Below are 18,103 nucleotides of genomic sequence, written 5' to 3'. Positions count from 1 at the left end.
CCCAGACCGCCATCAGTACTTGAGGTCGTCCGACCCCGACGTCGGCGAGGCGGCGCCCGCGCTCTGCGCGACGGCTTTCTGCGCAGCCGTCGTGTGATCCTCGTTGGTCGTGTATGTGCTCGCCGTATGCGAGATCGCCGTCTGCATCGACTGGATCTGCGACGCGAAGTCCTTATGCAGCTTGACGAGCTGGGCGTGGACCTTCTCATAGGCGGAGTTCAGATCCGTCGCTTCCGCGAACGTCGTACCGCCGCTGACGAAGCTCTGCTGAGTCAGTTTCTGTGCCTCAAGCTTGTACGGCGCCGCCTCCGATCCCTCCATGGCCTGGAGCAGCGCCTCGACCTTCTTCGCGAACGTCGTCAGCGTGTCCAGCTCGACCTTGACGTCGTGCTTGCCGAAAGCCGCAACCAGGGCACCGGCGCTGCCGTCCGTCTGCGCCGTGCTGACGACGGGAGCGAGATTGATCCCGCCCCAGGGCAAGGGAATCGTCGGCCCATCCAGCATGAACGGCGTCGAATCAGTAGAGCCCCCCGGATTCGCCGTCCCAGGGTCCGCAGGCGCCGGCGTCTTCCCCGAGCGCGGGTCACCATCGTCTGACACAGCAGTCCACCTCTCCCCCGTACGGCCGGGCACCCCGGGCAACCCCGTGCGCTCCGCCGCAACACACCGTCAACTTCTCGGCCTTGCCGCCCTGGACGGGTTCAACCGCCCGCCCTGTGGGCGGTATCCGCCTCTGTCATCGTAGCCACCACCTCTGTCGGGCTGGCAGGGCCCATGGCCCGCCCGTGCACGATCGGTACGAACTTGACACGTACAGCCGACCACCAGGCCGCTGGGTAGACTGACCCGGTACGCCCCATCTGCCGCGCAATGTCGCACAGCAGCGACCCGAGGCCGCAGAACGGACGTGACCCCGTATGCCTCCGAGCAAGCCGACACCCTGGTGGGCCCGCGCCGTGCGACCTGCCCGCCCTCCGCTGCCGTTGGCGCCGATGGCCCGCGCCGCGCTCGGCATGGCGGTACCGCTGACGGCCGGCCTGTTGACGCACCGGCTGGATCTCGGGGTGTTCGCCGGGCTGGGCGCGATGCACGCGACGATGAACGACCGTGCGGAGCCGGCGTACCAGCGCGCCACCCGCATCGCCACCGCCGTGTTCGCCTCCGCTCTCGGCATGCTGATCGGTACGGCCTTGCAGCACGCCCACGCGAGCGCCACCGTCCTCGGCGGCGCGCTGACGCTCACCGCCTTCGCCTCCGGGGTGTTGAGTGCGACCGGCCCGCGTGGTTCGGCGGCCGGGATGCTGCTGTTGGTGTCGGCCGCGTTGGGCAGTGGGATGCCGCCGCCGCATCCGTGGTGGGCGGCGGCGCCGATGATGTCGGCGGGCGCGGCGCTGGTCGTCCTGCTGGGCCTACCAGTGAGAGCCGATCACCGGTCCGGCTCCGACCCCCGCAACCGCGCGCTGGCCGCCGTCTACGAGGCGCTCGGTCGCACCCTCGCGGATCTGGGCACCCCGCAGGGCGCCGCCTCGCGCCAGGTACTGACCGCCCGCCTGAACCAGCTCCAGGATCTACTCCCGGACCCGGCCCACCGAACCAACCAGCAAGCCCTGTACCGCATGTACGAGGCCGCCCTCGCCGCCACCGAGGCCGCGACCGGCCTGCTGTGGGCCTGGCGCCCCGTCCCGCCGGAGGTGGCCGAGGTCCCTGGGCGCCTGGCGGCCGCCGTACGGCAGGGCGGCGGCGAGGTCGCGGTGCCCGACTGGCGGCCCGACACCCCCGCGCGGCAGGCGCTGGACGTGGCGCTGCGTGCCGCCGCCGACACCGTCGCCGGCCGCACGACGCGGATCGGCACCGCCCCCGCGCCCCCGCCCGACCCGTGGCGGCTGCGCGCACGGCTGTTGTCGCGTCCCTCCGTCCGGTACGGGCTGCGCGTCGCGCTGTGCATCGCCGTCGGCGCGGTGGTGACCGCCAACTATCCGCTCAGCAAGAGCTACTGGGTGCCGATGACGATCGCCTTCGTGCTGAAGCCGGACCTGGGTTCGGTGTTCCTGCGCGCGGTGAGCCGTGCGATCGGCACGGTGCTGGGTGTGGTGGTCACGGCGGCGCTGCTGTCGCTGACCACCGAGAGGTGGGCGCTGACCGCGATGGCCGCGCTGTGCGTCGCGCTGCTGCCGTACGCCACCGCCGCGCACTACGGGCTGAACACGGTGGTGATGACCCCGATGGCGCTGGTCCTGCTGCAACTCGGCGGCCAGAGCAGCGCTGCGGAGTTCTGGCCGCGGGTGCTGGACACCGTGCTCGCCAGCGCGGTCGTGCTGCTCTTCGGCTACCTGTTGTGGCCCGAGCGCCCGCGCCACCGCATCGAGCCCCGGCTGGTGGCCGCGACCACGGCCCTGCGCGCCTACCTCGACGCCACCACCCAGGACGGCCGGGCCCAGGTCTGGCTGCGTCGCACCGCCTACCGTTCGCTGGCGGACGCCCGCCAGGAGGTGCGGCAGGGCCTGGCCGAACCGCCGCCCACGGGCCGGCTGGCCGAGCAGTGGCTGCCGGCCACCGCCGCGTTGGAGCGGCTGGGCGGCGCGGTGGCGGCCTTCGCCGCGCAGATCCGGTACGGCGGCCGGGTGCCCGATCCCGCGGAGACCGAGCGGGTCCGCCGGGCGTTGGACGAACTGACCGCCGCCGCCCGGGAGCACCGCCCGCCGACGCGGCCGGCGGTGCGTCCGACGGCGCCGCACGACCCCGCGCTCAGCGCGCTGGGCCGTGCGGCGGACGAGCTCGAAACGCTCCTGAAGAAGGGGTAGTTCAGACCTGCTCGGCCAGCTCCAGCCAGCTCATCTCCAGCTCCTCCTTCTCCTCCCGGACGGCGCGCAGCTGCCCGTCCAGCTCCGCGACCTTGGAGAAGTCAGCGGCGTGCTCGGCGAGTTGGGCGTGCAGCTTGGACTCCTTCTCGTCCAGCTTGGCGATCTGCCGCTCCAGCTTCTGCATCTCCTTCTTCGCCGCCCGCAGGTCCCCGCCGGACAGCCCGGCAGCGGCGGCGGCCTCAACAGCCGGCGCAGCGGGAGCGGCAGCAGCCGCAAGAGCCGCCATCCGGGCCCGCCGCTCCAGGTACTCGTCGACGCCCCCCGGCAGCATCCGCATCTTCTTGTCGCCGAGCAGCGAGTACACGACGTCCGTGGTGCGCTCGATGAAGAAGCGGTCGTGGCTGATGACGATCATCGAGCCGGGCCAGCCGTCGAGCAGGTCCTCCAGCTGGTTGAGCGTCTCGATGTCCAGGTCGTTGGTCGGCTCGTCCAGGAACAGCACGTTGGGCTCGTCCATCAGCAGCCGCAGCAGCTGCAGCCGCCGCCGCTCGCCGCCGGAGAGGTCGCCGACCGGCGTCCACTGCTTGTCCTTGCCGAAGCCGAACTGCTCGCACAGCTGCCCGGCGCTCATCTCCCGGCCCTTGCCGAGGTCGACCCGGGAGCGGATCTGCTCGACGGCCTGCAGCACCCGGGTCTCCGGCTCGAGCTCGGCGACCTCCTGGGAGAGGTAGGCCAGTCGCACGGTCTTGCCGACCTTGACCACACCGGAGGTCGGCTGCACGTCGCCCTCGGAGGCGTACGCGTCCCGCATGGCACGCAGCAGCGAGGTCTTGCCGGCGCCGTTGACGCCGAGCAGGCCGATCCGGTCGCCGGGGCCGAGCTGCCAGGTGAGGTTCTCCAGCAGCAGCTTGGGGCCGGCCGTCACGGTGACGTTCTCCAGGTCGAAGACCGTCTTCCCGAGCCGGGCGTTGGCGAACTTCATCAGCTCGCTCCTGTCCCGCGGCTCCGGCACGTCCGCGATCAGGGCGTTGGCCGCCTCGATCCGGTAGCGCGGCTTGGAGGTGCGGGCGGGGGCGCCGCGGCGCAGCCAGGCCAGCTCCTTGCGGGCCAGGTTCTGGCGCTTCTGCTCCTCGACGGCCTCGATCCGGGAGCGCTCGGCGCGGGCGAAGACGTAGTCGGAGTAGCCGCCCTCGTACTCGTGCACGTCGCCGTGCTGGACGTCCCACATCCGGGTGCAGACCTGGTCGAGGAACCAGCGGTCGTGGGTGACGCAGACCAGCGCGGAGCGGCGCTTCTGCAGGTGCTGGGCGAGCCAGTTGATGCCCTCGACGTCGAGGTGGTTGGTGGGCTCGTCCAGGATGATCAGCTCGGGCGAGCCGAGCAGCAGCTTGGCGAGGGCGATCCGGCGGCGCTCGCCGCCGGAGAGCGGGCCGATGACGGTGTCCAGGCCGTCGGCGAAGCCGGGCAGGTCGAGGCCGCCGAAGAGGCCCTCGATGATGTCGCGGATGCGGGCGTCGCCGAGCCACTCGTGGTCGGCGCGGTCGGCGATGACCTCGTGCCGGATGGTGGCCTTCGGGTCGAGCGAGTCGTGCTGGGTGAGGACGGCCGGTTCGAGGCCGCCGTTCCAGGTGATCCGGCCGCCGTCGGGCTCCTCCAGCTTGGCGAGCATCCGGATCAGGGTGGTCTTGCCGTCGCCGTTGCGGCCGACGACGCCGATCCGGTCGCCCTCGCTCACGCCCAGGCTCACCGCGTCCAGCAGGGTGCGGGTGCCGTAGACCTTCGTGACGGACTCGATGGTGGCGAGGTTGACGGCCACGTGTGCTGCGCTCCTGGGTTCGGCGGTCGCGGGGCGGCCCGCCGTCAGTGGCGGGGGCGCTCCTCTCGGGGACTCCCCGATCACCCCAGCCTAATGGGCGGGCCGACACCCCACTGACGGGCCGAGGCCCCGGCGACTACGGCGTTACGACGCCGCCGAGGCCCCCGGCACCGGCCCGTACGTGGCGTGCGCGGTCCGGCAGGTGCCGGAGGCCCGCAGCGCCTCGGCGACGGCGGTGGCCGCGTCGGCGTCCTTGACCAGGAAGGCGCAGGTCGGCCCGGAGCCGGAGACCAGGGCACCGAGCGCGCCGGCCTCGGTGCCGGCCCGCAGGGTGGCGGCCAGCGCGGGGCGCAGCGAGAGCGCGGCGGGCTGGAGGTCGTTGGCGAGCGCGGCGGCCAGGGCGACGGCGTCGCCTTCGGCGAGGGCGGTGACCAGGGCCGGGTCGGCGTCGGGGGTGGGGACGTCGGTGTCGCTGGAGCCGGTGCCGGCCTCCTCGCGCAGCCGGTCGCACTCGCGGAAGACGGCGGGGGTGGACAGGCCGCCCTCGGCGACCGCGAAGACCCAGTGGAAGGTGCCGGAGACGGCGAGCGGTTCCAGGATCTCGCCCCGGCCGCGGCCCAGCGCGACGCCGCCGACCAGGGCGAAGGGCACGTCGGAGCCCAGTTCGGCGGCCAGTTCCAGCAGCGTCTCGACGGGGGTGTCCAGCTTCCACAGCGCGTCGCAGGCGACCAGCGCGGCGGCGCAGTCGGCGCTCCCGCCGGCCATGCCGCCGGCGACCGGGATGGCCTTGGCGATGTGCAGGTGGACTCCGGGGTCGGCGATCCCGTGGTGGGCGGCGAGCAGCCGGGCGGCGCGGGCGGCGAGGTTGCTGTCGTCCAGCGGGACGGACGCGGCGTCCGGCCCGGAGCAGGACAGCGTGACGCCCTCGGACGACTCGGAGGCGGTGACCTCGTCGCCGAGCGCGACGGCGAAGAAGACGTTGGCCAGGTCGTGGAAGCCGTCGGCGCGCAGTCCGCCGACCCCGAGCTGGACGTTGACCTTGGCCGGCACCCGTACGGTGATCACACGCTGTCCTCAGCAGTCTCGGCGGACTTGGCAGTCTCGGCAGTCTCGGCGGACTTGGCGGGCTTGTGCTCGGCGATCGCGGCGAACTGTTCCACCGTCAGCATCTCGCCGCGCAGCTTGTGGTCGATCCCGGCGGCCGCGAGCGCCTGCTCGGCCCCGGCGGCGGAGCCGGCCCAGCCGGCCAGCGCGGCACGCAGGGTCTTGCGCCGCTGGGCGAACGCGGCGTCGACCACCGCGAACACCTCCTCGCGGCTGGCGCTGGTCCTGGGCGGCTCGCGGCGGATCAGCGAGACGAGGCCGGAGTCGACGTTGGGGGCGGGCCAGAACACGTTGCGCCCGATGGCGCCGGCCCGCTTCACGTCGGCGTACCAGTTGGCCTTGACCGACGGGACGCCGTAGACCTTGTTGCCGGGCTTGGCGGCGAGCCGGTCGGCGACCTCGCTCTGCACCATCACCAGGGTCCGCTCGATGCTGGGGAAGGTCGCCAGCATGTGCAGCAGGACGGGCACGGCGACGTTGTACGGCAGGTTGGCGACCAGCGCGGTGGGCGCCGGCCCGGGCAGCTCGGTGACCTCCATGGCGTCGCTGAACACCAGGTCGAAGGAGTCCACCCGGCCGGGCATCCGGGCGGCGACGGTGTCCGGCAGGTGCTGCGCGAGCACCGGGTCGATCTCGACCGCCGTGACGTGCCGCGCGACCTCCAGCAGCGCCAGCGTCAGCGATCCGAGCCCCGGCCCGACCTCCACCACCGCGTCCTGCTCCGTCACGTCGGCGGCCCGGACGATCCGCCGCACGGTGTTGCCGTCGATGACGAAGTTCTGCCCGCGCTGCTTGGTCGGCTTCACGCCGAACGCGGCCGCCAGCTCCCGGATGTCGGCGGCGCCCAGCAGGTGGCTGTCAGGGGTGGGGTCGGTGGTGCTCACGGGCCAAGGATACGGGCGCGGGAGGCGGTCGGAGTTCGACGCCCCTTGGCCGGGTCGATCCGGAGGACCCGAGGGGCGAATCGTTTCTTCGACCCGCTCAGTACCCGAAGGCCCGCGCGGTGTTCTCCGCGATCGCCGCCGACAGCTCGTCCTCGTGCAGCCCCAAAGTGGCGGCCATCGACCGCACCGTGACCGGGATGAGGTACGGGGCGTTCGGCCGTCCCCGGTACGGGTGCGGGGTGAGGAAGGGGGCGTCGGTCTCGACCAGGACCCGGTCCAGCGGGGTGGCGAGCAGGGCGTCGCGCAGCGGCTGGTTGGCCTTGAAGGTGACCGGGCCGGCGAAGGAGAGGTACCAGCCGTGCTCGGCGCAGACCTTGGCCATCTCGGCGTCGCCGGAGTAGCAGTGGAAGATCGTCCGTTCGGGGGCGACCTCGGCCAGCAGGACGGCGATGACGTCCTCGTGGGCGTCCCGGTCGTGGATGACCAGGGCCTTGCCGTGCCGCTTGGCCATCTCGATGTGGCGGCGGAACGACTCCTTCTGGATCTCCACGCCCTCCGGCCCGGTGCGGAAGTAGTCCAGGCCGGTCTCGCCCACGGCGAGCACCTGCGGCAGCGCCGCCAGGGCGTCTATCTCGGCGAGCGCCTCGTCCAGCGCCGCCTGGCCGCCCGCGGGGCGCTGCTGCCCGGACCAGCCGTCCGGGTCGCCGAGGAAGATCCGCGGCGCCTCGTTGGGGTGCAGGGCGACGGCCGCGTGCACCTGTTCGTACCGGGCCGCCAGCTCGGCGGCCCAGCGCGAGCCGGGCACGTCGCAGCCCACCTGGACCACCGTGGTGACCCCGACCGAGGCGGCCCGGGCCAGTCCCTCGGCCGGGGTGCCGGCCTGCATGTCGAGGTGGGTGTGCGAGTCGGCCACCGCCACGGCCAGGGGTTCCGGCAGCGGCGGCGGGGTCGACCGGTCGTCGTCCTTGGCGGGCATCAGGAGGCCGGCTTCTCTTCCAGGCGCGGGAACAGGATCTCGCCCTTGGTGACGGTGGCACCGGCGGGCAGCCGGCCCCAGTCACCGGCGGTGGCGACGGTCTGCGCGGCGAGCGCGCCGAGGCCCTCGGCGGCGCCCAGCGAGTCCCACAGCTTCTCGGCCGTGGACGGCATCACCGGGTTGAGCAGGACGGCGGTGCCGCGCAGCGCCTCGGCGGCTGTGTAGAGGATGGTGGCCAGGCGGGCCTGCCCCTCCGCCGACTCGTCCTTGGCGACCTTCCAGGGCTCCTGCTCGGTGAGGTAGCCGTTGACCTGCTTGACGAACTCGAAGATCGCCGCCAGGCCGCCGGCGAAGTCCAGCTCCTCGCCGATCTTCCGGTCGGCCGTCTCGACGGCCGCGCGGAGCCCGTCCGCGATCGCCTGCTCGGCGTCACCGTGCGCGGCCGAGGCCGGCAGCTCCCCGCCGAAGTACTTGCCGACCATCGCGGCGACCCGGGAGGCCAGGTTGCCGAAGTCGTTGGCCAGCTCGGAGGTGTACCGGGCGGTGAAGTCCTCCCAGGAGAACGAGCCGTCGGTGCCGAACGGGATCGCCCGCAGGAAGTAGTAGCGGTACGCGTCCACGCCGAAGTGCGAGGTGAGGTCGGTGGGCGCGATGCCGGTCAGGTTGGACTTGGACATCTTCTCGCCGCCGACCATCAGCCAGCCGTTGGCGACGACCCGCTTGGGCAGCGGCAGGCCGGCGGCCATCAGCATGGCGGGCCAGATGACCGCGTGGAAGCGGAGGATGTCCTTGCCGACCAGGTGGACGGAGGCGGGCCACAGCTCGGCGAAGCGCTCCGGGTCGCTGCCGTAACCGGCCGCGGTGATGTAGTTCTGCAGCGCGTCCACCCACACGTAGAGGACGTGCTTCTCGTCCCAGGGCAGCGGCACGCCCCAGTTGAAGGTGGAGCGGGAGATCGAGAGGTCCTGCAGGCCCTGCTCGACGAAGCGCAGCACCTCGTTGCGGGCGGACTCGGGAGCGATGAAGCCGGGGTTCTCGGCGTAGAACTCCAGCAGCTTCTCGCCGTACGCGGAGAGGCGGAAGAAGTAGTTCTCCTCCTCCAGCCACTCGACCGGCTTCTTGTGGATCGGGCAGAGCTTCTCGCCCTCGGTGGCACCGTCCAGCAGCTCGTTGGGGAGCTTGTACTCCTCGCAGCCGACGCAGTACGGGCCGGAGTAGCCGCCCTTGTAGATCTCGCCCTTGTCGTGCAGGTCCTGGACGAACTCCTGCACCCGGGCGGTGTGCCGCTCCTGGGTGGTGCGGATGAAGTCGTCGTTGGCGATCTCCAGGTGCTCCCAGAGCGGCTTCCAGGCCTCCTCGACCAGCTTGTCGCACCACTCCTGCGGGCTGACGCCGTTGGCCTCGGCGGTCCGCATGATCTTCTGACCGTGCTCGTCGGTGCCGGTCAGGTACCACACCTTCTCGCCGCGCTGGCGGTGCCAGCGGGTGAGGACGTCGCCCGCCACCGTGGTGTACGCGTGGCCCAGGTGGGGTCGGTCGTTGACGTAGTAGATCGGGGTGGAGACGTAGTACGCCGGGGCGCTCGTCCCGGTGGTGCTGTGTTCTGCAGTGGCCGCCATGGTCGGAAAGCTTAGTCGGGCCCGAACGCCCGCCTCGACCGCATTACCCGCGCACCCGACCGATCACCCCGCGCACCCGACCGGACCGGACCGAACCTCCCGATCACCCCGCGCGCCCGGACGGGCCGCCCACCGCACTGCTCGCGGCGGGCGGCCCCGGTCGCGCTCCCCGTGCCCGCACTCGGGCCTCAGCCCAACAGCCGCGACCAGAACCGGGCCCAGCGTCCGCGCGGCTTCTCGGGCCCGGGCACCGGGGGCGCCCCGGCCGGCTCGGCGTGCGCCGGGTAGCCGGGAGCGTGCTGCCGGGGCTGGTCGGCGACGGCCACCCGGCCCTCGCGCATGATCCGGACGGTGTGTCCACCGCATCCCGGGCAGGTCGGCTTGAGCAGCGGGGACGGTACCCGGACACCGTTGGCGTGGTACTCGAACACGATGTGGCCGTCCTTGGCGACGTGGTGCTCGATGTCGTACGCCTGCTCCCAGCCGTACCCGCAGCGCAGGCACGCGAAGGAGTAGGCCTCCCGTACGGTCTCGACGGGAGTGTGCGGCCGCCCGGCCAGGCCGGGTGCGCTCAGTGCGTTGCCACTGCGGGGGCTACCGATCGTCTCGCTCATAGCCGTCTCCCAGTGCCCGTCGGGCGCTCGCCCGGCTGGGTCTTTCCATTCCAGGAAATGCCCGGACCGCCCCGGCCGACGCCCTTCTTGTGAAGACTTGGATGCGGGTTGGGAAGTCCTATACGAAAGGCCTTCCGCAACCCGGAAACCACGGCCGAAGCTTCAGCTCAGCGGGCGTTTACCGGGGCCTTCCCTCCAAGGTACGACTCCCCGCCCGCCACGCAACCCCCGGAATTCACCCCTTTTTCAAAGCCTCGTTCAAGCCGTCCTTCTTGGCCGCCACGACGGCGTCGAAGACGTCCCGCTTGGGCACGGAGAGTTCGACCGCGACCGCCGCGATGGCCTCCTTGCGCCGCTCCCCGGCCTCCTCCCGGACGGCCACCAGCCGGGCCAGCTCGGCCGGGGTCAGCTCCTGCGGTGCGGCCGGCGGGGCGCCCGCGACCACGACGGTGATCTCGCCCTTGACGCCCTCGGCCGCCCAGGCCGCCAACTCGCCGATCGGCCCGCGCTTGACCTCCTCGTAGGTCTTGGTGAGCTCGCGGCACACGGCGGCCGGCCGCTCGGGCCCGAACGCCTCGGCCATCGCGGCCAGCGCCTCGGCGATCCGGTGCGGCGCCTCGAAGAAGACCATGGTGCGCGGCTCGGCGGCGACCGAGGCCAGCTGCCGGGCCCGGTCGCCGGTCTTGCGCGGCAGGAAGCCCTCGAAGGTGAAGCGGTCGACCGGCAGGCCGGACAGCGCGAGCGCGGTGAGTACGGCCGACGGACCGGGCACCGCGGTGACCTTGACGTCGGCCTCGACGGCCGCCGCGACCAGCCGGTAGCCGGGGTCCGAGACGGAGGGCATCCCGGCGTCGGTGACCAGCAGCACCCGGGCGCCGCCGAGCAGCGCCTCGACCAGCTCGGGGGTGCGGGCGACCTCGTTGCCCTCGAAGTAGGAGACGACCCGCCCGGCCGGGGTCACCCCGAGCGCCTGGGTGAGCCGGCGCAGCCGCCGGGTGTCCTCGGCCGCGATGACGTCGGCCGTGGCCAGCTCGGTGAGCAGCCGGGGCGGGGCGTCCGAGACGTCGCCGATGGGGGTGCCTGCGAGAACGAGTACTCCTGTCACGGGTCCCATCCTTCCAGCTCCGGGCGGCCGGGGCGTTTGGTGATGATTCGGGCAGCTTCCGAGGGACCGGTCACACGTACGAGGAGCGCCCCTACGATGTGGCGGATGAACGGCGACACGGCGGCGCAGACGCCCACTGGTACGGACCACTCCGCGCAGGGCGGTGTCGACCTGCCGTCCCCCCGCTCACCCGAGTCACCCCTGAGCTGGCGGGAGCGCCTGGCCCGCCACGGCTACCGCACCCGCCCGACCGCGACGCTCACCGAGCGTCTGGTCCCGCCGATGCCGGACGGCCCCGGGGTGACCGGCCGCGACGTGCCGCAGTCGCCGCTGCTGCTGCGGCTGGGGATCTCGCTGCCGCAGGGCCTCTGGTACTTCCTGTGCCGCTGGTCCGGCTGGCTGGGCCCGATCGCCGTGGCGGTGTTCGCCGGGCTGCTGCGGTTCACCAACCTCGGCCAGCCGCACGCGATCATCTTCGACGAGACGTACTACGCCAAGGACGCCTACGCGCTCTGGCACGGCGGCTACGAGATCAGCTGGCCGGAGGACGCCAACACGACGATCATGACCCCGGGCGCGGCCGTCCCGTACCGCCCGACGCCCTCGTACGTGGTGCACCCGCCGGTCGGCAAGTGGATCATCGGCGCGGGCGAGCAGCTGTTCGGCATGAACCCCTTCGGCTGGCGGTTCGCGGTGGCGCTGCTCGGCACCCTGTCGGTGCTGATGCTGGCCCGGATCGCCCGCCGGATGTTCCGTTCGACCCTGCTGGGCTGCGTGGCCGGCCTGCTGCTCTCCGTGGACGGCCTGCACCTGGTGCTCAGCCGGACCGCCCTGCTCGACCTGGTGGTGATGTTCTGGATCGTCGCCGCCTTCGGCTTCCTCCTGCTGGACCGCGACCACACCCGGGCCCGGCTGGCGGCGAGGCTCGACGGCCTGGAGAACCCGGCGCTCGCCCAGCGGCTCAACCTGGGCTGGCGCCCGTACCGGATCGCGGCCGGTGTCTGCGTCGGCCTGACCTGCGCCACCAAGTGGAGCGGCCTGTACGTGGCGGCGGCCTTCGGCGTGATGACCGTGCTGTGGGACGTCGGCGCCCGCCGGCTGGCCGGCGCCCCGCGCCCGTACCTGGCGGTGCTGGCCCGGGACGTGGTGCCGGCCTTCGTGTCGGTCGTCGTGGTCTCGCTGGCCGTCTACATCGCCTCCTGGTGGGGCTGGTTCGCCAGCAGCAACGCGCCCGGCCAGGGCGGCTGGGGTCGGGACTGGGCGGTCGGCCGCTCCACCGACTACCCGTGGATACCCGAGGGCCTGCGCGCCCTGTGGCACTACCACTCGACGGTCTACGAGTTCCACACCCACCTGACCGACCCGCACACCTACCAGTCCAACCCCTGGTCCTGGCTGGTGCTGGGCCGCCCGGTCTCCTTCTACTACGAGTCCCCGAAGTTCGGCCAGAACGGCTGCACCGCCGCCGACTGCGCCCGCGAGGTGCTGGGCATCGGCACCCCGCTGCTGTGGTGGACGGCCGTGGTGGCGCTGGTCTACTGCCTGTGGCGCTGGGCGTTCCGGCGGGACTGGCGGGCCGGCGCGCTGCTGTGCGGCCTGGCGGCCGGCTACCTGCCGTGGTTCCTCTACCAGCAGCGGACGATCTTCCTCTTCTACGCGGTGGTCTTCGTCCCGTTCCTGGTGCTCGCGGTGACGATGCTGGTCGGCGCCCTGATCGGGCCGCCCGGAGCCTCCCGGGACCGCCGGATCATCGGCTCGACGACGGCCGGCCTGCTGGTGCTGCTGATCGTCTGGAACTTCCTCTACTTCTTCCCGCTGTTCACCGGGCAGACCATCCCGTTGGACGACTGGCGTGCCCGGATGTGGTTCAACAGCTGGATCTGAGCCCGCGGCCTGTTCCGGGACGGCCGGGCGCGTCCACACGACACCCCCGAATCGTCCGTACGCGGTGCACGACACGTACCAGATCCGTCACAAGTCCCGGGCGTTTCGTCGGCGTACTGTTCCGCCCTGCCTAGGGTGGGGAGGTACCGCGTTTCCGGCCCGGCCGGTTGCGCCCGCCCGCGAGACCCCTGGGGGAACTGCACCATGCGCAGTGGCGCGAAGATCGGCATCATCACCGGCGTGTCCATCGTCGTCCTCGCGGGCGGCGGTTACGGCGCGTACAGCCTGATGGGCGGCTCGGACTCCGGGTCCTCCGACGGCAAGAAGCCCCGTACGGTGGTGGCCGACCCCCCCTCGGCCGATCAGGCGGCGAACGGCGCGAAGGACTTCCTGGCCGCCTGGGCGTCCGGCGACATCGCCAAGGCGGCCTCGCTGACGGACGACCCGGCCGCGGCCACCACGGCGCTGACGGCCTTCAAGGACCAGGTGAAGCCGAGCGCGCTGACCCTGACCCCGGCCGGTCCGGCCACCCCGCAGGCCTTCGCCTCGGCCACCGGCACCCCCACCCCGGCCAAGCCCACCGGCGCGGCCTCGGCGACCCCGTCCGCGACCGGCACCCCCGGTGCCACCGACTCGCCGTCCGCCACCGCCACCCCCGGGCCCACCGGCGTGCTGATGGGCTTCAAGGCCCGCGCCGAGTTCGAAGGCACCAGCCGGGTGTGGGACTACAACGGCTTCCTCGGTGTCGTGAAGATGAGCGACAACACCCCGGCCGTGCACTGGGCGCCCTCGGTGATCCACCCGCACCTGTCCGGCAACGAGACGATCGCCACCCAGCAGGTCTTCTCCCCGCCGTCCACCGTGGTGGACCGCAACGGCAAGCCGCTGCAGGGCGCCTCGCTCACCCCGGCGCTGATGAGCACCCTGCAGGACAACGCCCGCAAGCTGCTGCCGCCGGACCCGAACAAGGACCAGGACGCGGGCAGCGCGGTGGTGATCACCGACCCGTCCGGCAAGACCACCCCGGACAAGCTGTTCACCATCGTCGAGCCGAAGCCCGGCAAGCCGTTCAAGGTGACCATCGACAACACCGTCCAGGCCGCCGCCGAGAAGGCGATGACCGACCTGGGCGGCAAGTCCGGCTCCATCGTCGCGATCGAGCCGAGCACCGGCCAGGTGCTGGCCTTCGCCAACGCGCCGGCCACCGGCCAGAACCGGGCCTTCGCCGGCCTGCTCGCACCCGGTTCGACGATGAAGATCGTCACCTCGACGGCCCTGCTGGAGGCCGGGGTCAACCCGGACACCGTGGTGGCCTGCCCGGAGAAGAGCAGCAACCCGGTGGCGATCCCGAACGACTTCCCGGGCGCCTTCCCGAACAACACCCTCCAGCAGGACTTCATGGTGTCCTGCAACACGGCCTTCATCAACCAGGGCCTGACCAGCCTCAAGCCCGAGACGCTGTCCAGCACCGCCAAGGACGTGTACGGCATCGGCATGGAGTGGAAGACCGGCCTGCCGAACGCCGACGGCAAGATCCCGGCGACCCCGGGCAGCAAGGACGAGCAGGCCATGAACTACATCGGCCAGGGCAAGGTCCAGATGAACCCGCTGGCCATCGCCTCGATCACCGCGACCGTCCAGAGCGGCGCCTTCAAGCAGCCCATCCTGGTCGCCGGTCTGCCGCAGCAGCCCGCGGCCCGCCAGATCTCTCCGGACGTCGCCGCCAAGCTGCGCGCGATGATGAACGCCACCGCCGTCGGCGGGACGGCCAGCCAGGTGATGGCCGGGATCACCGACAACGCGGGCGCCAAGACCGGATCCGCCGAGGTCCAGGGCGCCTCCACCACCAACAGCTGGTTCACCGCCTTCCGCGGCAACCTCGCGGTCGCCGCCGAGGTCCAGGGCGGCGGCCACGGCGTCGACGCGGCCGGCCCGGCGGTCGCCTCGCTGCTCAAGGCGGCGGGCAGCCACTGATCCCGTCGTAGCCACCACCGGGTCCGAGCGCCCGGAGGCGAGCGGGCGAATCACCCTCCCGCTCGGCCGTCACGGCCGAGCGGGCCCGGTGCGTCCGGCGCTCAGCGGCGCGGCAGCGCGGGCTCCGCCAGCGGGCGGGGCGGGACCGGGCGGCGGCTGGTCCAGCGCCGGGCCGCCAGCCGGGGCCAGATCACCAGGACGACCGGCAGCGCCAGGTACCCGAACCGCCCGGCCGGGGCGAGCGCGAAGGCGATCGCGAGCCCTGCGGCCAGCAGGTCGGCGGCGGCGATCGCGGAGACCGGCGGCCGGGCCAGCAGCCAGATCGCCACCCCGATCAGGGCGATCGTCATCAGCGCCAGCGAGATGGAGTGCCCGGTCGGCCCGAAGCCGGCCAGCACCTTGCCGGGCAGCGGGCTGCCGGCCGGGGTGCGGATCGCGGTCATCCCGAGCGGGAAGCGCACCACCTGGTCGCGCATCTGGTCCGGCTGGGTCAGGACGGACGGCAGGATCACCGCCGCGCTCACCCCGACCCCGATCAGCGCGGTGCGGGCGGCGGGCCGGCGCCCGTACAGCCGCCAGAGCAGCAGCACGGCCACCGGCAGGGCCGGCCAGGCGGTCCATTTGAGGCTGCAGGCGAGGGCGAGCACCAGTCCGGCGCCGACCGTGCGGTCGCGCTCGGCGAGAGCCATGGCCAGGCAGCAGACCCCGATCAGCGGCAGGTCGACCCCGCCGACGGCCAGGGCGAGCGCTATCAGCGGCGAGGCGGTGAGGACGGCCAGCGGCAGCAGCGGCACGCGCGGCTCGCCGCCGGAGGGGCGGGAGGGCCGCAGCAACCGCCAGACCGCCAGCAGGCAGACGACGAAGGTGAGGGCGAACCAGATCCGGGCGTCCCCGGCGACCCGGGCGAAGGCGGTGGAGTTGCCGAGCAGCTGGCGCGGCAGCCCGAACAGGGCCATCGCCGGCAGGTACGGGTTGTAGTCGGTGACGATCACCGGGTGCGGCAGGTACGCGTCGCCGGTGGTGAGCAGCAGGTGGGCCGAGCGTTCGACCACCATGACCTCGGACTGGTGGCGGCCGGTGACGGCGAGCAGTCCGAGCGGTGCGAACACGGCGCCGACGAGGGCGATCGCGGCGGCCATCTGGGGGGCGTAGCGGCGCGGCAGCGTGAGGCAGAGCAGCCCGGCCAGGAGGTAGGCGGGGGCCGCGACGAGGCCCCACAGCCGCTGGTTGGGCAGGTCGGAGACGAGCGGGAAGGCGGCGGCCCAGCCGGCCGCGATCAGACAGCCGAGCAGCTGGACGGAGGGCACCGAGGCGAGCCGGGCGGGATTCCACCGGTCCAGCGTGGGCGGAAAGGTGCTCTCGCCGCGCTGGCGGGGGACCGGCCGGGCGGAGGAGCCTCTGGGGGGCCGTCCGGGTCTGGACGGCCCTTCGGCGCTGACGGTCTGGGCCGGCGTTCTGGCGCGGCCGGTGAAGCGGCCGCGCGGGCGGGAGAAGCCGGGCGTGCGGGTGCTCACCATGGTGGAAGGTTATGGGTGCCAGCCGGGCCCTGTCGCCATGGCGGTCGGCACCGGTCGGGACGCTACGCGCGTAGGGCCGCCGGGTGTCGTACCGAGCGGCGGCCCTTCACGATTGGATAACGGCTTGGTCAGCCGGTCGAGCTGTCGACCGGAAGGGGCTGCTGCCCGGTCCGCTCCAGCTTGGAGTGCTTGATGCTGTAGCCGAAGTAGACCGCCACGGCGACGGCGAGGGCGATCGCGCCGGCCCGGAAGGTGTCGGCGTGCAGGCCGGTGATCAGGTAGATGCAGAAGCCGACGCTGAGCAGCGGGACGACCGGGTAGCCGGGCACCTTGAAGCCGCGCGGCAGGTCGGGCTGGGTGCGGCGCAGGACGATCACGCCGATGGAGACCACCGAGAAGGCGATGAGGGTCCCGAGGCTGGTGATGTCGGCCAGGATGTTCAGCGGGATGAAGGCCGCCAGCGCGCCGACGCCGACGCCGACCACGAGGGTGTTCCAGACCGGGGTGCCGGTGCGCGGGGAGAGCTCGGCGAAGCGCTTGGGCAGCATGCCGTCGCGGCCCATCGAGTACAGGATGCGGGTCTGGCCGTAGATCACCACGAGGGTGATGCTGAAGATCGAGATGATCGCGCCGATCGCGAAGACCATCGCGGGCCAGCTCTGGCCGGTGATGTCCTGGAGGATCTGGGCGAGCCCGGCCTCCTGCCCCTTGAACTGCTGCCACGGCTGGGCCCCGATGCCGGCCAGCGCTACCAGGATGTAGAGCAGGGTCACCACGACCAGCGAGATGATGATCGCCATCGGCATGGTGCGGCGCGGGTTCTTGACCTCCTCACCGGCGGTGGACACGGCGTCCAGGCCGATGAAGGAGAAGAAGATGCTGGACGCGGCGACCTGCACGCCGCCGATGCCGAGCGGCATGAACGGGGTCAGGTTGCCGGAGTGGAAGCCGGTGAGCGCGACGCCGATGAAGAGCAGCAGGATGAGGATCTTGATCCCGACCATGGCCGCGTTGACCTTCACCGACTCGCTGACGCCGCGGATCAGCAGGAAGCAGACCATCGCGACCAGCAGCAGCGCCGGCAGGTTGAACCAGTGGGTGCTGTCCGGCGCGCCGGAGATCTGCTCGGGGATCTTGAACCCGAAGGCCAGGTCCAGGAACTTGTTCAGGTACTCGGCCCAGCTGACCGCGATCGCGGAGGCGGAGACGCCGTACTCCATGAGCAGGCAGATGCCGACGCCGAAGGCGACGCCCTCGCCGAGGGTGGCGTAGGCGTAGGAGTACGAGGAGCCGGAGACCGGGATCGCGGAGGCCATCTCGGCGTAGCAGAGCGCGGTGAGTCCGGCGGTGACCGCGGCGATCACGAAGGACAGGATGACGGCCGGCCCGGCGTCCGGCACCGCGCTGTTGAGCACGAAGAAGATGCCGGTGCCGATGGTGGCGCCGATGCCGATCGCGGACAGCTGCCAGAGTCCGATGGAGCGGCGCAGGTGGATGCCGGAGCGTCCGCCCTCCTCGGGTGCGCCGGCCGGAAGGCCGTGGCCCTCGCTCTCCGCGATCAGGGTCGAGACGGGCTTGCGTCGCAGCAGACGCGCACCAAGGGTGTTGCTGGCCAAAACTGCGGTCCTTCTAGGCGGGGGAGGGTGTCCTAGTGGCCGGTCACCCGCGGTACCGGGCGGTGCCATCGGGGACCAACCGAACAAACATCGGACAGTACCCCGCGAAGGCACCAGTGTCGCAAACAAACAATACCGATCAGCGCATTGTACGAATCGGCGCACCAGACATCACAAACCGGACACTTCGCAC

Annotated in this window: 13 protein-coding genes; 3 read left to right on the top strand and 10 right to left on the bottom strand. The window is 72.2% G+C overall.

The annotated features are described in order from the left end of the window. Window positions 1-12: 12 nt before the first annotated feature. Window positions 13-504, bottom strand: a complete 492-nt coding sequence (locus ACFQ87_RS18840; protein ID WP_380611894.1) for a hypothetical protein — start codon at window positions 502-504, stop codon at window positions 13-15. 413 nt (window positions 505-917) lie between these two features. Here ACFQ87_RS18840 and ACFQ87_RS18835 point away from each other — a divergent pair, with 413 nt between their 5' ends. Next, the gene (locus tag ACFQ87_RS18835; protein ID WP_380611893.1) at window positions 918-2,801 is read left to right on the top strand and encodes an FUSC family protein; all 1,884 of its coding nucleotides are present in this window, start codon (window positions 918-920) and stop codon (window positions 2,799-2,801) included. Between the two features lies 1 nt (window position 2,802). Here the strand turns inward: ACFQ87_RS18835 and ACFQ87_RS18830 are convergent, their stop codons facing one another. From ACFQ87_RS18830 to rsmI, 7 genes are all read right to left on the bottom strand, one after another. Further along, window positions 2,803-4,617 carry an ABC-F family ATP-binding cassette domain-containing protein gene (locus tag ACFQ87_RS18830; RefSeq protein WP_380611892.1) on the bottom strand — a complete coding sequence of 605 codons (1,815 nt, stop codon included), beginning with the start codon at window positions 4,615-4,617 and terminating at the stop codon, window positions 2,803-2,805. Between the two features lie 144 nt (window positions 4,618-4,761). Next, on the bottom strand, window positions 4,762-5,682 hold the full coding sequence (locus ACFQ87_RS18825; RefSeq protein WP_380611891.1) for a 4-(cytidine 5'-diphospho)-2-C-methyl-D-erythritol kinase: 921 nt from the start codon (window positions 5,680-5,682) through the stop codon (window positions 4,762-4,764). Beyond that, the gene (rsmA, locus tag ACFQ87_RS18820) at window positions 5,679-6,605 is read right to left on the bottom strand and encodes a 16S rRNA (adenine(1518)-N(6)/adenine(1519)-N(6))-dimethyltransferase RsmA (RefSeq protein WP_380611890.1); all 927 of its coding nucleotides are present in this window, start codon (window positions 6,603-6,605) and stop codon (window positions 5,679-5,681) included. The genes ACFQ87_RS18825 and rsmA overlap by 4 nt, the downstream gene beginning before the upstream one ends. A 97-nt stretch (window positions 6,606-6,702) precedes the next feature. Next, a complete protein-coding gene (locus ACFQ87_RS18815) occupies window positions 6,703-7,581 on the bottom strand; it encodes a TatD family hydrolase (RefSeq protein WP_380611889.1) in 879 nt (292 codons plus the stop codon). After that, the gene (metG, locus tag ACFQ87_RS18810; RefSeq protein WP_380611888.1) at window positions 7,581-9,200 is read right to left on the bottom strand and encodes a methionine--tRNA ligase; all 1,620 of its coding nucleotides are present in this window, start codon (window positions 9,198-9,200) and stop codon (window positions 7,581-7,583) included. The genes ACFQ87_RS18815 and metG overlap by 1 nt, the downstream gene beginning before the upstream one ends. Window positions 9,201-9,388: 188 nt before the next feature. Continuing rightward, the gene (locus ACFQ87_RS18805) at window positions 9,389-9,814 is read right to left on the bottom strand and encodes a hypothetical protein (RefSeq protein ID WP_380611887.1); all 426 of its coding nucleotides are present in this window, start codon (window positions 9,812-9,814) and stop codon (window positions 9,389-9,391) included. Between the two features lie 235 nt (window positions 9,815-10,049). After that, on the bottom strand, window positions 10,050-10,919 hold the full coding sequence (rsmI, locus tag ACFQ87_RS18800) for a 16S rRNA (cytidine(1402)-2'-O)-methyltransferase (protein ID WP_380611886.1): 870 nt from the start codon (window positions 10,917-10,919) through the stop codon (window positions 10,050-10,052). Between the two features lie 105 nt (window positions 10,920-11,024). Here rsmI and ACFQ87_RS18795 point away from each other — a divergent pair, with 105 nt between their 5' ends. Next, a complete protein-coding gene (locus tag ACFQ87_RS18795; RefSeq protein WP_380611885.1) occupies window positions 11,025-12,803 on the top strand; it encodes a dolichyl-phosphate-mannose--protein mannosyltransferase in 1,779 nt (592 codons plus the stop codon). A gap of 204 nt (window positions 12,804-13,007) precedes the next feature. Beyond that, window positions 13,008-14,777, top strand: coding sequence for a penicillin-binding transpeptidase domain-containing protein (locus ACFQ87_RS18790; RefSeq protein WP_380611884.1), 1,770 nt, complete (start codon window positions 13,008-13,010; stop codon window positions 14,775-14,777). A gap of 101 nt (window positions 14,778-14,878) precedes the next feature. On the opposite strand, the gene ACFQ87_RS18785 is transcribed toward ACFQ87_RS18790, so the two are convergent. Both ACFQ87_RS18785 and ACFQ87_RS18780 read right to left on the bottom strand, forming a co-directional pair. Then, a complete protein-coding gene (locus tag ACFQ87_RS18785) occupies window positions 14,879-16,294 on the bottom strand; it encodes a glycosyltransferase family 87 protein (protein WP_380611883.1) in 1,416 nt (471 codons plus the stop codon). A 128-nt stretch (window positions 16,295-16,422) separates the two neighbouring features. Beyond that, window positions 16,423-17,979: an amino acid permease gene (locus tag ACFQ87_RS18780; RefSeq protein ID WP_380611882.1), complete on the bottom strand. Its 1,557-nt coding sequence runs from the start codon at window positions 17,977-17,979 to the stop codon at window positions 16,423-16,425. Window positions 17,980-18,103 lie beyond the last annotated feature (124 nt).

The sequence above is a fragment of the Kitasatospora sp. NPDC056531 genome, from assembly GCF_042794375.1.
Classification (GTDB): Bacteria; Actinomycetota; Actinomycetes; order Streptomycetales; family Streptomycetaceae; genus Kitasatospora.
This window is presented reverse-complemented; position numbering and strand designations above follow the sequence as displayed.

Excerpts from the sequence above, each read along its gene's own strand:
- metG (WP_380611888.1), bottom strand. The coding sequence starts at position 9,200 with ATGGCGGCCACTGCAGAACACAGCACCACCGGGACGAGCGCCCCGGCG.
- ACFQ87_RS18815 (WP_380611889.1), bottom strand. The coding sequence starts at position 7,581 with ATGCCCGCCAAGGACGACGACCGGTCGACCCCGCCGCCGCTGCCGGAA.
- ACFQ87_RS18795 (WP_380611885.1), top strand. The coding sequence starts at position 11,025 with ATGAACGGCGACACGGCGGCGCAGACGCCCACTGGTACGGACCACTCC.
- ACFQ87_RS18780 (WP_380611882.1), bottom strand. The coding sequence starts at position 17,979 with ATGGCACCGCCCGGTACCGCGGGTGACCGGCCACTAGGACACCCTCCC.
- ACFQ87_RS18835 (WP_380611893.1), top strand. The coding sequence starts at position 918 with ATGCCTCCGAGCAAGCCGACACCCTGGTGGGCCCGCGCCGTGCGACCT.
- ACFQ87_RS18785 (WP_380611883.1), bottom strand. The coding sequence starts at position 16,294 with ATGGTGAGCACCCGCACGCCCGGCTTCTCCCGCCCGCGCGGCCGCTTC.
- ACFQ87_RS18805 (WP_380611887.1), bottom strand. The coding sequence starts at position 9,814 with ATGAGCGAGACGATCGGTAGCCCCCGCAGTGGCAACGCACTGAGCGCA.
- ACFQ87_RS18790 (WP_380611884.1), top strand. The coding sequence starts at position 13,008 with ATGCGCAGTGGCGCGAAGATCGGCATCATCACCGGCGTGTCCATCGTC.
- ACFQ87_RS18840 (WP_380611894.1), bottom strand. The coding sequence starts at position 504 with ATGCTGGATGGGCCGACGATTCCCTTGCCCTGGGGCGGGATCAATCTC.